The organism is Mesobacillus subterraneus (genome assembly GCF_020524355.2).
Lineage (GTDB): Bacteria > Bacillota > Bacilli > Bacillales > Cytobacillaceae > Mesobacillus > Mesobacillus subterraneus_C.
This window is the reverse complement of record NZ_CP129019.1, coordinates 4551907-4564156: the sequence shown is the minus strand read 5'-3', so window position 1 is coordinate 4564156 and position 12250 is coordinate 4551907. Positions and strand designations below refer to the sequence as shown.

Below are 12250 nucleotides of genomic sequence, written 5' to 3'. Positions count from 1 at the left end.
CCCTTTCATTCCTATATTCCTCGGGTCATAAACTAGTTTGCAAGTTTCTCTGATTAGAAAAGCGTAAGCGCCTTGGTCAGCCCCGACAAGCGCTAGAGGGCCGACCATTGAAGTCGCCCTTTGACTTCACCTGAGCGGACCGAAATCGAAAAGTATAGCCGACTGCCCAGAAACGCAGAAACTGGAGGCCCCGACAAAGAAGCGCTTTTTGCTTCTGCCGGCGGAGCTGAAGTTTCGGAGTTTCTAGGAGGCGACACTAGACTAGCGTCTCGAGGAGTTAGGAGCCAAAGCTAGACAAACGTCTCGAGGGGCTTGGCGCTGGAGCTGGACAATTCTCGAAGTGAAAAATTAATACTTTCTTATTCTAAAAAAAATCACCTCTAAACGGTTGTTTAGGGGTGAAGTTATATAGGCTATTAGTGCGGAGCCATTATATTAAAAATGAATTACTTAAGTTTCTTTTGGACTTTCTCCATAAGCTCTTCTTCTGTCAGTGCAGCAACTGGACGGTTATTGACGAACGCAAATGTTTTTTTCCTGCCTGGTCCGCAATAAGACTGGCAGCCGATGTCGACAGTCGCTTCAGGATCCATCTGTTTGAGCTTCGGAATCAATGTTTTAAGGTTTACGGCCTGACAATCGTCGCAAACACGGAATTCGTTTGCCATTTAGGACAACCCTTTCTATAAATACTGTCAAGCGCCAGCGTCAGCCTCTCAATCACAGCTATTCTCCCTGCGAAGATCAGAAATCCTGTACGCCTCTGCTTTTCGTTTTAGACTAAAGGGTATTTTACCTCTTATTAAAGATGAATGCAAGCTGTTGAACAGGTCCATGTGCTTATCTATTTAAATGAAAAACATGTATTTTGCGCAAAAAATCTACTATCCTTCCATTTTACAATGTATAAGCTTTCCAATTTCAGGACAAGATTGAACTATAAGTTTCAATAGTTAACCAAAGTAAAAGGGAGTTGAAGAAAATGAAGACACGCCAGGATGCCTGGACGGAAGAAAATGATTTATTGCTAGCTGAAACCGTGCTGCGACACGTAAGGGAAGGCAGCACCCAATTGAACGCATTTGAAGAGGTGGGCGACAAGCTCGACCGCACTTCTGCCGCTTGTGGATTCCGCTGGAACGCAGTCGTCAGGCATAACTATGAAAAAGCATTGCAGCTTGCCAAAAAGCAGAGAAAACAGAGACAGAGAATCCTAGGAAAAGATCAGGGCGGCAAGAAGAAGCTGCTTTACAATCCTCCGGTGCCAACGCTGGATGAAAGTTTGACAGGTTCGCTGCCAGCAGTGGAGCAGGAAGAATCTCAACCAACCTTTGACCTGTCCATGCTCGAACAGGACGACAAGCAAATTGACGCAGCACTCATGGCTGAAATGCAAGATTTGATGAACAAGAAGCAGGAACAGAAGGATTACTCTACTGAAGCAGCTGCCGAAGTGGCTGAAATCCCTGCCCAGGAGACGAAGACAGTTGTAACCCAGACGACACATACACCGCCGGTCCGCCACACGGTTCCGACTACCGGCATAACAATGGGACATGTGATCGCTTACCTGCAAAGCCTAAGTGGCTCATCGCTTCAGGTAGATATTTATAAGAGTGAGAATGAAAGATTGAAGCGCGAAATCAATAGTTTAAGGAAACAAAACGAAGAATTACAAGGAAAAATTAACAGGCTTGAAGAAAACACGAACACGATGCAGGAAGATTACGAAACACTTATGAAAATCATGAACCGTGCCCGAAAGCTCACCTTGTTTGAAGAAGATGAACGTTCGGCAACGAAGTTCAAGATGGACCGCAACGGCAATCTTGAAAAAGTAGCGGAATAGAAATCTAGTTGCTAAATAGATAGGGTAGATGGAGAAGGAGTTATGGCAACAGCCCCCTCTTAAGCTCTTATGAGACTTTTAAATTAGGAACTTGTAAATTTCAATTGTGAAAGGTCTCTGAAAAGAGCATAAAACAAGCCGGAAAACATGGGTTTTCCGGCTTGTATATTATTACTTGCTATTCCCGCGGCTCAAGGAATTTCTCATTTCGCTCAATGACCCGGCTGTAATAGTGATCGAACAGTTCAATCTCATAGCCATCAAGGTATCCTGATACCAGCTGATTGCTGTTGGCGCTGAGGAATTTTAAAAATCTCAGCATCACATCCTGAATCGTCATTTCGACACCAACTAGTTCGGAAAGCGAGGCCATGACTTCAGGCTGAACATCCGGATAAGTGAATTTTGTAAGTTCCCCTTTTTTAGAGCGATCATAAAACTCACGGATCAGTTCTGCTCTCTGACTTCCACTTCCAGTCACACAAAGATAGATTTGCACGGCTACCCCTTTTTTCAGGCGGCGCTGCGAGATTCCAGCAAATTTCTTGCCGTCAACGCTTAGATCATAGCTTCCCGGACAATAGGACGCAGAAATCTCCCTTGCTTCTATATCTTTATTGAAATCAGCAAACAATTCCTTAATCAATAACCACATCGCATCATATCCACGGTTGATGTCTATCCCCTTTTCCTTTTCAGGTAAAATAAGTGATAGATTCAGGACACCTTCATCAAGCACGACGGCAAGTCCCCCTGAATTGCGGACAATATATTGGTAGCCCTGCTCCTGAAGATGATTCAGTCCTTGCTGGAGATAGGGAAGCCTTGTATCCTGGATTCCAAGGACGACCGTGTCATGGTGCACCCACGCTCTCGCTGTGGCCGGCGACTGGCCTGTACCGACTGATTCGCATAAGGTATCATCCGTCCCGAACGACTGAAGAGCATGAAATTGTGCCCCGAGTGCCGACTGGTCGATCAATCTCCATGTATCCTGACGCAATAAATTGAGCGCCTCATCCATCGCGATTTCCTCTTTTCTTTCTGAATCTTTCCGTTGATATTATAGCATATGCAGAAAAGCGCAAGCGCCTTGGTCAGCCCCGACAAGCGCTGGAGGGCCTGACGGTGAAGTCGTTCTTTGACTTCATTGGCAGGACCGAAGCGACTCGAGGGGCTAGGCGCTGGAGCTGGACAAGAAAAGCGCAAGCGCCTTGGTCAGCCCCGACAAGCGCTGGAGGGCCTGACGGTGAAGTCGTTCTTTGACTTCATTGGCAGGACCGAAGCGACTCGAGGGGCTAGGCGCTGGAGCTGGACAAGAAAAGCGCAAGCGCCTTGGTCAGCCCCGACAAGCGCTGGAGGGCCTGACGGTGAAGTCGTTCTTTGACTTCATTGGCAGGACCGAAGCGACTCGAGGGGCTAGGCGCTGGAGCTGGACAAGAAAAGCGCAAGCGCCTTGGTCAGCCCCGACAAGCGCTGGAGGGCCTGACGGTGAAGTCGTTCTTTGACTTCATTGGCAGGACCGAAGCGACTCGAGGGGCTAGGCGCTGGAGCTGGACATTTCTCGAAGTGTAAATCTACATATTTTCATTAAGTAAAAATGCCGATCGAAAAAATCGACCGGCATGGTGGAATTTCTTATTTAGTAAGTGCCTGAGCTGCTGTAATCAACGCGAGCTTGTACACATCTTCTTCGCTGCAGCCGCGGGACAGGTCGTTTACTGGACGGTTCAAGCCCTGCAAAATCGGGCCAACTGCTTCAAATCCGCCTAGACGCTGGGCGATTTTATAGCCGATATTGCCTGCTTCAAGGCTTGGGAATACGAATACATTCGCATTGCCCATGATCACTGAATCCGGCGCTTTCTTTTCAGCAACAGATGGAACGAAGGCCGCGTCGAATTGGAACTCTCCGTCAACAATCATTAATGGGTCACGGAGCTTTGCTTCTTCGACTGCCTTAGAAACTCTTTCAGTCTCAGGAGAAACCGCAGATCCCTTCGTTGAGAAGCTGAGCATCGCCACTCGTGGCTCGACATCGAACATCCTCGCTGTCTTCGCGCTTTCAACTGCAATTTCCGCTAGGTCCTGGCTGTCGGGAGCGATGTTGATCGCACAGTCAGCGAACACATACTTCTCATCTTCACGCACCATGATGAAGACACCAGAAGTCTTGCGCACACCTTCCTTTGTCTTGATGATCTGCAAGGCAGGCCTTACCGTATCCGCAGTGGAGTGCGCTGCGCCGCTGACCAGCCCGTCTGCTTTGTTTGAGTACACAAGCATTGTACCGAAGTAGTTTTCATCAAGCAGTATTTTTCGCGCTTGCTCTTCGGTCGCTTTTCCTTTACGTCTTTCAACAAATGCAGCGACAAGTTCATCCATCATTGCAAAATTTGCAGGGTCGTAGATTTCAACCGCTTCAAGCGATACATCCATATTAGCTGCTTTCGCCTGGATCTGTTCAATATCGCCCACTAAAATTGGTGTTAAAACACCGTCTGCAGCCAGTCTGCCAGCCGCTGCTAAAATCCGTTCGTCGAGGCCTTCCGGAAACACGATCCGTAAATTTTGTCCGCTTAATTTGGCTTTTAAGCCTTCAAATAAATCACTCATGCTGACTCCTCCTTTTATCTATACCTCTAGCATACTTTACCAACACTAAAATTCAAGGATGTTACCGTTTACAACCATGAAGTCTTTTTATTGTAAATTTTCAAGCATGTTTACCTGCCTCTTTTACTATTTGCAATCTTTAACAAAATATCCTTTTTCCGCAAAGGCTAAACAATCATGGTTTTATTAACATGACGAATGGAGAAACTATGATATGATAATGGTATATTGATGATTTTTAGGAGTGATATAAATGAGTGAAGCAGCACAGACATTAGATGGCTGGTATTCCCTCCATGATTTCCGAACAGTGGATTGGACAACCTGGAAGATGCTTCCGGCAGAAGAACGCCAGGAGATTGTCCAGGAATTCCTCAGCCTAGTGGAAAAGTGGAACAAGACAGCGGCTGAGAAACAAGGGAGCCATGCACTATACACAATCGTTGGCCAAAAAGCAGACTTCATGATGATGATCCTTCGCCCAACTATGGAAGAATTGAATGAAATCGAAACAGAATTCAACAAGTCCAAGCTTGCTGAATACACGATTCCTGCTCATTCCTATGTTTCTGTTGTCGAGCTGAGCAACTACCTGCCAGCTGGCGAAGATCCATACCAAAATCCGCAAATCCTTGCACGCCTTTACCCTGAGCTTCCAAAAGCTAAGCATGTTTGCTTCTATCCAATGGACAAGCGCCGCCAGGGCGAAGACAACTGGTACATGCTTCCGATGGAAGACCGCCGTAACATGATGCGCAGCCATGGCATGATTGGCCGCCAGTATGCTGGCAAGGTTAAGCAAATCATCACTGGCTCTGTAGGCTTCGACGATTACGAGTGGGGTGTAACATTGTTCGCGGACGATGTCCTTCAATTCAAAAAGCTTGTATATGAAATGCGCTTTGACGAAGTCAGTGCCCGCTATGGTGAATTTGGTTCATTCTTCGTAGGGAACCTTTTAGAAGAAGACCGCGTACCTGCATACTTGAACGTTTAAAATTAATAATTTGAATCCCCAGGCTTTTGCCTGGGGATTTTTGTGTGTTGTTTTAGCCACGGAATATCCTGTTGAAAAGAGTGTTCTCTTAAAATGTTCGAGTCATAAAATCAAGCTTTTCTCATATGTATTGAATAGTGAGGATTCATTTTATTTGTACTCCCAACCTGTAAAGCTCAATTTCACCATTTACATAAATAAAGGTGAATTGAAGGAAGGAAAATATTTTAAGGAGGCTACACCATGACTGAATACAATAATCCGTATTATAACTACAGAACCTACCCGCAAATGTACCAACCGTACAGCGGCACAGAAGACCAGACAGCTGCGCAAGGAAAAATGGGGCAAATGGGACAGATGGCACAGATGGGGCAAATGGGGCAAGCTGGATTCCCGCAAGGCACCGCCTTCCCTGCCCAGTCAGGTGGTGCCATGCCAGGTGTTTCCGTGGCAGGTGCTGCTTTTCAAGGTGTCTCTCCCCAAGTCCCAGGAATGCTTCCAATTGAAGCATCGTATATAGAAAATATTCTTCGACTGAATAAAGGCAAACTTGCTACCGTCTACGCCACTTTTGAAAACAACACGGAATGGAACGCGAAAATTTTTCAGGGGATCGTTGAAGCAGCTGGAAGGGACCACTTGATTCTCAGTGATCCTCAGACAGGGAAAAGGGTTTTATTGCCAATGATTTACCTAGATTATGTCACATTTGATGAAGAAATTGAGTACGACTATCCATTCGGCGGCGGTGGCGGACTCACTGCTTATCCTCCTCGTTAATTTAACAACTTATCTACATGAAAACGGCTTCGGCCGTTTTTCTTATTCTCATTACCAGCAACTTTCAAAGAAAGGATAACTATATAGGATTTTCTCTATATCATGCTACAGCGCTTAGCCGCTCATACTTGTTGTTTTTCTCAGCCCTCAGAACCTTGACAACAATGAAGTTGATAAATAAACTTTATATACCTAATTTTTCTAATTATGAATCCGGGGGGAATAGTATGGTTTCAAATGACAGCAATATTAAACTCGTAGTGGCAGGCTTGCTTCTGGGTATCCTGATGGCAGCGATGGACAATACGATTGTCGCGACTGCAATGGGAACAATTGTCGCAGACCTAGGAGACTTCGACAAGTTTGTTTGGGTCACATCAGCCTATATGGTTACAGTGATGGCGGGTATGCCGATCTTCGGCAAGCTGTCAGACATGTATGGGAGGAAACGGTTTTACATATTTGGATTGCTTGTATTTTTATTAGGATCAGCACTTTGCGGGATTGCAGACTCGATGGTCCAATTGAGCATTTACCGGTCCATCCAGGGCATTGGCGGCGGAGCCTTGATGCCGATTGCCTTCACGATTGTATTTGATATTTTCCCGCCTGAAAAACGAGGAAAAATGACCGGTCTGCTTGGCGCCGTTTTCGGCACATCGAGCGTCCTTGGACCGCTGCTTGGTGCATACATCACTGACTGGTTCAGCTGGCACTGGGTATTTTATATCAATGTACCTATTGGGATCGTTTCGTTATTTTTCATTGTAAAGTATTATCATGAGTCTACTCAGCATTCCAAGCAAAAAATCGACTGGGCAGGTGCCTCCACACTAGTCGTGGCAGTAGTCAGCTTAATGTTTGCCCTTGAACTTGGCGGAAAAGAATACAGCTGGGATTCATTGCCGATTATTGGTTTGTTTGTAAGCTTTAGCCTGTTCTTTATAGTATTTATTTTTGCTGAAAGAAAAGCAGATGAGCCAATCATCTCTTTTTGGATGTTTAAACGGAGGCTGTTTGCGACATCGCAAGTTCTTGCATTCCTATATGGAGCGACGTTTATCATTCTCGCAGTCTATATTCCTATTTTCGTCCAGGCAGTTTACGGGGGTTCCGCGAAGGCGGCTGGATTAGTATTGACGCCGATGATGCTTGGTTCTGTTGCAGGCAGCGCTATTGGTGGTATTTTTCAGACAAAAACCAGCTATCGCAACCTTATGATTATTTCTGTTATATCCTACTTTACAGGGATGCTTCTGCTTAGCATGATGTCACCTGACACATCGAGATTGATTTTGACATTGTTCATGATATTGGTCGGATTTGGGGTGGGATTCTCTTTCTCGCTTCTCCCTACCGCTTCCATCCACAATCTTGACCCGCGTTACCGGGGGTCCGCAAATTCAACCAACTCATTCCTTCGCTCGCTTGGAATGACGCTTGGGATAACCATATTTGGCACCATCCAGAATAATGCATTTATGGAAAAGCTAAAAAGTGCCTTTCAGGGAATGGAAGGCGGTCAAGGCAATCAGTTTGCGGGAGACCCGCAGCAATTATTCCAATCCGGGCAGCGATCTCAAATCCCGGAATTCGTTCTCGATAAAATTGTCGGAGCGATGTCGGCGTCTATCACCCATATCTTTGCCCTCGCCTTAATCCCAATTGCTATTTCTGTCATCGCAGTCTTCCTGATGGGAAAAGAACGAGTTGAGATCAATAAAACGATTGTCAAAGAATCGTAATCTGCATGTGAAAGAGCACGCCAATTGGCGTGCTCCTTTTTGCATTTCCTTTGTTGGCATTTTTACAGATACTTCACAGCAGCAATCATCAGCAATACCCAGGCTGCAAGGAAAGATACTCCGCCAAGCGGGGTGATTGCACCAAGGACGCTGATTTTTGTGAGGGTCAAAACGTACAGGCTGCCGGAAAATAACACGATTCCAATCAGCATCAGCCAGCCTGACCAGGATAGAAGTGCACTTGCCGGAAGCTTACCTAGCAGAACTCCAATGATTAATAGCCCGGTTGCATGGAACATCTGGTAGGTAACCCCTGTTTTCCATGTTTCTAAATATTTCGGCTCTACCTTTCCTTCAAGTCCATGTGCCCCGAATGCTCCAAGTGCAACTGCCAGGAAGGCATTGATAGCTCCGATCAATATAAATAACTTCATTACTTTCACCTCTATTTAAAATTAGAAATCGAACAGCGAGTCTCCATTTGAATCATCTTCCATTTCAAGCTTCTTCGGCTGCGGAACCATCGGTGATGACTGACTTACTTGCATCTGCTGTTGGGGATTGAGCTGCTGTGACGGAACAAATGGCTGTGCTGCCTGTTTCACAGGAGCTGTGCTTCCTCCATCCGACGATTCATCAAGGACGAGCTCGCAAAGTGTTTTAATCGAATGGATTCTTTCCCGCTTTACTGCCTCCGAATCCGCAGATTTCGCCCACTTTAACTCCTCTTCCATTTTCAATAATAATTTCTGCAGTGAAATGTTCATTCACTCACCTCCATAGGTGTTATATATGTATATCATAAGAATCATGTAATTACCGTTCCATTCTACAACAATTCCCATGTTTTTTCGACTTTATGAGTGATACCCGCCGCAAACATTGTTGTTTTGAACTGCCATCGTCAAAAAAACATGTAAGTTTCACGTGAAACATGTCGCTTTTTGCAAAAAAAACAGCCCTGGTTCGCAGGGCTATGACCGACCAGTTATTTTCCATTCCAATTAACAGGATTTGCAAATCTAGAATATTACTTTTAACTATAAGGATGAAGCCTCTACTCTTCCAAGTTTTCAATCTGCCAGTCAATCTCTTGTTCTCCCTGCTCTTTCAGCAGTTGGTTCACTTTTGAGAATGGCTTGCTGCCGAAGAATCCTCTGCTTGCGGAAAGCGGACTCGGATGGACAGACATGATGATTTTATGTTTGTCCTCGTCAATCAACTTTAGCTTACTTTGGGCCGGCTTGCCCCAGAGGATGAAAATCACCGGCTTTTCACGCTCGTTCAACCGGGTAATCACTTTATCGGTAAAATGTTCCCATCCTTTTCCTTTGTGTGAAGCGGCTTCCCCTTCTCTTACTGTAAGGACAGTATTTAAAAGAAGCACACCTTGCTCCGCCCATTTTTTTAAATAGCCGTTATCCGGAACTTCAAGGTCGAGATCGGTATTCAGCTCCTTAAAGATATTACGAAGTGAAGGCGGAATCTTAACACCAGGCTTTACCGAAAAGCTCAAACCATGCGCCTGTCCCTAGCCATGATAAGGATCCTGCCCGAGAATCACAACCTTCACATCCCCATAACCGGTGAAACTCAAAGCATTAAAAATATCATCTTTTTCCGGATAGACGGTCCTGCTGCGATATTCTTCTATTAAAAATTCTCTTAAATCAAGATAGTAGGCTTTCTCAAATTCCTCTGCCAGAAGAGACTCCCAGCCATTATTTAATAGTGCCATCGAGACAGCTCCCTTCATTTCTTTTAAACTACCTGTTTTCCGATACTAAATGTGAACAATTCCCAGTATGTTTATTTATGCTCATACCGGATATATAAATAGTGTAGACGGTGAAGGCTAAAAAAGCTTCCCAAAACTAGTATAGGTTATAAATTTTAAGGAGGAAGATACTATGTTGAAAGTAGAAGTAGTCGAAAACGGAGTCCAAGCTACAGAGAAGATCAACTCTTTTGAAGCAGCAGGCTTTGGTAAAGAAAACATTTATATATTCGCACATGATGAGAAGCGCAGTGAGCACTTGACTGATGCTACAGAAACAGGCGGCATGGGCTTCAAGGAGCAAGGGTTCTTTGATTCCATCGGAAATATGTTCAAGTCACGCGGAGATGAGCTTCGCAATAAGTTCGAATCTCTTGGTCTGTCAAAACAAGAGGCGGAGAAGTATGAGATGGAACTGGATAAAGGCCGTCTTGTGCTAGTTGCTTCTGATGTAAAATAGTCCACTGCGGATGCACAATCATAACCGGTCCATAGAGGTCGTTTATATAGAAACCCCCTGCTGACTTGCAGGGGGTTTATGTGTGTATAGAATTCTATCCAAAAAATCTTTGATAGATACTTCGTGCCTGGGCCAATCCTTTGTCCCATGAATAAGAGCGCGTCCATCCTGGAATATGACCATTCTGTTTTCATCCATATCTACTGATACCAGGTATGGATTCCCTTTTACCTGATAGCCTAAATCCCTCATCTTTTCAGCCGTTTCCTGCAGGTTAAGCTGCTGCTGTTTTGGCGGCCTGATTTGAACCGTATCACGTCCGCATAGGACTGTTGTCTTGGTCATATTCTCAACGTCTAAATAAGGGTATTCAGGATGTTCACCACAGCTTAGGCATCCAGGATCCTTTGCCTTGGACATTTTCATGCTGGTGTACTGGTTTCGCCATAAATCAAAGCTGACGAATGAAGTCCGCACCGCATCCCAGTCTTCCACGAGGATTTTCAGTGCTTCCGCTCCCTGATGGGCAATAACCATCTGCACAGCAGGACCAATAATGCCCCCAGTATCACATGTCATCCCCTGAAGCGGAACCGTTTTTAGCAGACAGTTCAGACATGGCGTTTGACCAGGAATGATCGAAAAACTCATTCCAAAGCTGCCAACGCACGCCCCATAAATCCACGGAATCCTGTTTTTTTGTGAAATATCATTAATAGCCATCCGCGTTTCAAAATTATCCGTTGCATCGATGATAAGATCAACTCCATCGACAAGCTCTGCTAATTTTTCAGGAGTAGCGTCGGCGATATGGGCCCTGATTTCAACATCAGAGTTAATTGCTCTAAGCCTTTTTTCTGCCGCTGCTGCCTTCGGAAGTTTCTCAGCGACATCTTCCTCTGTATATAACTGCTGTCTCTGCAAGTTGCTCGCTTCAACATAATCACGGTCCACAATTGTCAGCCTGCCAACTCCTGCCCTGACCAGCAGCTCAGCATTCCCAGAACCAAGTGCTCCGGCACCAATCATCAGCACATGCTTGCTGCGGATTTTCTCTTGTCCGGCCTTGCCTATTGGAGGAAACAGAGTTTGACGTGAATATCTTTCTGACATAGGTTTACCCTCCTTGTAAAACAAACGCCCAGATCGCATCGACCATAAAAGTCAACGGATCGGGGCGCAGTAATATCTATAACTAATCAACCGCCAGATACAGGCGGAATGAAGGCGATCGTATCTCCATCTTTAATCACTTCATCATTGGATGAAAATTCTTCATTGATGGCTGTCATTGAAGTGTCTAGCTTTTGGACGCCGTACTTTTCAGCAACCATTTCCTTTACCTCGGCAACTGTTTTTCCAGCTGCTTCTATCTCGACTGATTCATAGCCTGCTTCATCTCGTAGATGGGCAAAAAATAAAATTTTATTCATTGAGATCCTTCTCCTCCGGTTTCCCTGTCGGATATGGGACAGTTTCTAGTTGATTGCCGATCCATTCCTCGCCGTCTTCCCAATGCTCTTTTTTCCAGATTGGGACGATTTCCTTGATACGCTCGATTGCATAACGATTTGCTTCGTATGCATCGTTGCGATGCGGCGTGGATACAGCGATCACCACGGCGATATCCGTGATGTCGAGCTTGCCGACGCGGTGGGTAATCGCAACCTCGGCACCGTTCCAGCGCTCCTGGATTTCCGTGCCGATTTGCTCCAGCTTTTTCACTGCCATCGGCTCGTATGCTTCATATATAAGGTAAAGGGTTTTTTTGCCCTTTGTCAATTCACGGACTGTGCCAATGAAAGTAGTAATTGCCCCCGCTTCACGCTGGACCACTTTATCAATGACGGATTGAATGTTAATTGGATCTTTCGCTATTTCATAATTCATCAAAATCACCTCAATAAACTGATCCGGGTCAGGATTTTATTTTTTTATGGACACTTTTACAGATTTCTGCCTCCGGTTTGTCCGTCAGGCACCTTATGACGGACACTTTTCTCGGTTTTTGACTCCGATTTGT

At 45.3% G+C, this 12250-nt stretch carries 16 protein-coding genes and 2 pseudogenes; 9 read left to right on the top strand and 9 right to left on the bottom strand.

The annotated features are described in order from the left end of the window. Positions 1 to 120: 120 nt before the first annotated feature. Positions 121 to 294: a hypothetical protein gene (locus LC048_RS23790; protein WP_226603198.1), complete on the top strand. Its 174-nt coding sequence runs from the start codon at positions 121 to 123 to the stop codon at positions 292 to 294. 152 nt (positions 295 to 446) lie between these two features. Here LC048_RS23790 and LC048_RS23785 read toward each other — a convergent pair whose 3' ends face one another. Further along, positions 447 to 668 carry a YuzB family protein gene (locus LC048_RS23785; protein ID WP_226603201.1) on the bottom strand — a complete coding sequence of 74 codons (222 nt, stop codon included), beginning with the start codon at positions 666 to 668 and terminating at the stop codon, positions 447 to 449. A gap of 314 nt (positions 669 to 982) precedes the next feature. On the opposite strand from LC048_RS23785, the gene LC048_RS23780 reads away from it, so the two are divergent. After that, on the top strand, positions 983 to 1849 hold the full coding sequence (locus tag LC048_RS23780) for an RsfA family transcriptional regulator (RefSeq protein WP_226603203.1): 867 nt from the start codon (positions 983 to 985) through the stop codon (positions 1847 to 1849). A gap of 178 nt (positions 1850 to 2027) precedes the next feature. Here the strand turns inward: LC048_RS23780 and LC048_RS23775 are convergent, their stop codons facing one another. Continuing rightward, positions 2028 to 2873, bottom strand: a complete 846-nt coding sequence (locus LC048_RS23775) for an octanoyl-[GcvH]:protein N-octanoyltransferase (protein WP_306048957.1) — start codon at positions 2871 to 2873, stop codon at positions 2028 to 2030. Positions 2874 to 2977: 104 nt separating this feature from the next. Here LC048_RS23775 and LC048_RS23770 point away from each other — a divergent pair, with 104 nt between their 5' ends. From LC048_RS23770 to LC048_RS23760, 3 genes are read left to right on the top strand one after another with little or no spacing between them, the layout of a single operon-like run. Then, the gene (locus LC048_RS23770) at positions 2978 to 3115 is read left to right on the top strand and encodes a hypothetical protein (protein WP_226603213.1); all 138 of its coding nucleotides are present in this window, start codon (positions 2978 to 2980) and stop codon (positions 3113 to 3115) included. Beyond that, positions 3099 to 3236, top strand: coding sequence for a hypothetical protein (locus LC048_RS23765; protein ID WP_226603213.1), 138 nt, complete (start codon positions 3099 to 3101; stop codon positions 3234 to 3236). The genes LC048_RS23770 and LC048_RS23765 overlap by 17 nt, the downstream gene beginning before the upstream one ends. Then, positions 3220 to 3357, top strand: coding sequence for a hypothetical protein (locus tag LC048_RS23760; protein ID WP_226603213.1), 138 nt, complete (start codon positions 3220 to 3222; stop codon positions 3355 to 3357). The genes LC048_RS23765 and LC048_RS23760 overlap by 17 nt, the downstream gene beginning before the upstream one ends. Positions 3358 to 3487: 130 nt before the next feature. Here LC048_RS23760 and pta read toward each other — a convergent pair whose 3' ends face one another. Next, positions 3488 to 4465: a phosphate acetyltransferase gene (gene pta, locus LC048_RS23755; RefSeq protein WP_226603214.1), complete on the bottom strand. Its 978-nt coding sequence runs from the start codon at positions 4463 to 4465 to the stop codon at positions 3488 to 3490. Between the two features lie 253 nt (positions 4466 to 4718). Between pta and hemQ the strand changes: the two genes are divergently transcribed. The 3 genes from hemQ to LC048_RS23740 all read left to right on the top strand — a co-directional run bounded on the left by hemQ (position 4719) and on the right by LC048_RS23740 (position 7990). Then, on the top strand, positions 4719 to 5462 hold the full coding sequence (hemQ, locus tag LC048_RS23750) for a hydrogen peroxide-dependent heme synthase (protein ID WP_306048954.1): 744 nt from the start codon (positions 4719 to 4721) through the stop codon (positions 5460 to 5462). Positions 5463 to 5705: 243 nt separating this feature from the next. Next, positions 5706 to 6245, top strand: coding sequence for a spore coat protein GerQ (gene gerQ, locus LC048_RS23745; protein WP_226603219.1), 540 nt, complete (start codon positions 5706 to 5708; stop codon positions 6243 to 6245). 227 nt (positions 6246 to 6472) lie between these two features. Beyond that, a complete protein-coding gene (locus tag LC048_RS23740) occupies positions 6473 to 7990 on the top strand; it encodes an MDR family MFS transporter (RefSeq protein WP_306048952.1) in 1518 nt (505 codons plus the stop codon). Between the two features lie 62 nt (positions 7991 to 8052). Here LC048_RS23740 and LC048_RS23735 read toward each other — a convergent pair whose 3' ends face one another. The 3 genes and pseudogenes from LC048_RS23735 to LC048_RS23725 form a co-directional block, all read right to left on the bottom strand. Then, complete coding sequence (locus tag LC048_RS23735; RefSeq protein ID WP_214904395.1) at positions 8053 to 8424, bottom strand: DUF423 domain-containing protein; 372 nt, start codon at positions 8422 to 8424, stop codon at positions 8053 to 8055. A 21-nt stretch (positions 8425 to 8445) separates the two neighbouring features. After that, positions 8446 to 8757, bottom strand: coding sequence for a YwdI family protein (locus LC048_RS23730; RefSeq protein WP_226603224.1), 312 nt, complete (start codon positions 8755 to 8757; stop codon positions 8446 to 8448). 290 nt (positions 8758 to 9047) lie between these two features. Then, positions 9048 to 9728, bottom strand: a pseudogene (locus LC048_RS23725) (uracil-DNA glycosylase). 172 nt (positions 9729 to 9900) lie between these two features. On the opposite strand from LC048_RS23725, the gene LC048_RS23720 reads away from it, so the two are divergent. After that, a complete protein-coding gene (locus LC048_RS23720; RefSeq protein ID WP_226603232.1) occupies positions 9901 to 10227 on the top strand; it encodes a YflT domain-containing protein in 327 nt (108 codons plus the stop codon). A gap of 94 nt (positions 10228 to 10321) precedes the next feature. Here the strand turns inward: LC048_RS23720 and LC048_RS23715 are convergent. The 3 genes and pseudogenes from LC048_RS23715 to LC048_RS23705 form a co-directional block, all read right to left on the bottom strand. Next, a pseudogene (locus tag LC048_RS23715) lies at positions 10322 to 11340 on the bottom strand (thiazole biosynthesis adenylyltransferase ThiF). 86 nt (positions 11341 to 11426) lie between these two features. Further along, positions 11427 to 11660, bottom strand: coding sequence for a molybdopterin converting factor subunit 1 (gene moaD / locus LC048_RS23710; RefSeq protein ID WP_306048950.1), 234 nt, complete (start codon positions 11658 to 11660; stop codon positions 11427 to 11429). Continuing rightward, on the bottom strand, positions 11653 to 12117 hold the full coding sequence (locus LC048_RS23705; protein ID WP_226603237.1) for a molybdenum cofactor biosynthesis protein MoaE: 465 nt from the start codon (positions 12115 to 12117) through the stop codon (positions 11653 to 11655). The genes moaD and LC048_RS23705 overlap by 8 nt, the downstream gene beginning before the upstream one ends. Positions 12118 to 12250 lie beyond the last annotated feature (133 nt).

Bases quoted from the DNA above. Each gene is read 5' to 3' on its own strand.
- LC048_RS23785 (WP_226603201.1), bottom strand. From the start codon at position 668: ATGGCAAACGAATTCCGTGTTTGCGACGATTGTCAGGCCGTAAACCTT.
- LC048_RS23780 (WP_226603203.1), top strand. From the start codon at position 983: ATGAAGACACGCCAGGATGCCTGGACGGAAGAAAATGATTTATTGCTA.
- LC048_RS23775 (WP_306048957.1), bottom strand. From the start codon at position 2,873: ATGGATGAGGCGCTCAATTTATTGCGTCAGGATACATGGAGATTGATC.
- pta (WP_226603214.1), bottom strand. From the start codon at position 4,465: ATGAGTGATTTATTTGAAGGCTTAAAAGCCAAATTAAGCGGACAAAAT.
- hemQ (WP_306048954.1), top strand. From the start codon at position 4,719: ATGAGTGAAGCAGCACAGACATTAGATGGCTGGTATTCCCTCCATGAT.
- gerQ (WP_226603219.1), top strand. From the start codon at position 5,706: ATGACTGAATACAATAATCCGTATTATAACTACAGAACCTACCCGCAA.
- LC048_RS23740 (WP_306048952.1), top strand. From the start codon at position 6,473: ATGGTTTCAAATGACAGCAATATTAAACTCGTAGTGGCAGGCTTGCTT.
- LC048_RS23735 (WP_214904395.1), bottom strand. From the start codon at position 8,424: ATGAAGTTATTTATATTGATCGGAGCTATCAATGCCTTCCTGGCAGTT.
- LC048_RS23730 (WP_226603224.1), bottom strand. From the start codon at position 8,757: ATGAACATTTCACTGCAGAAATTATTATTGAAAATGGAAGAGGAGTTA.
- LC048_RS23720 (WP_226603232.1), top strand. From the start codon at position 9,901: ATGTTGAAAGTAGAAGTAGTCGAAAACGGAGTCCAAGCTACAGAGAAG.
- moaD (WP_306048950.1), bottom strand. From the start codon at position 11,660: ATGAATAAAATTTTATTTTTTGCCCATCTACGAGATGAAGCAGGCTAT.
- LC048_RS23705 (WP_226603237.1), bottom strand. From the start codon at position 12,117: ATGAATTATGAAATAGCGAAAGATCCAATTAACATTCAATCCGTCATT.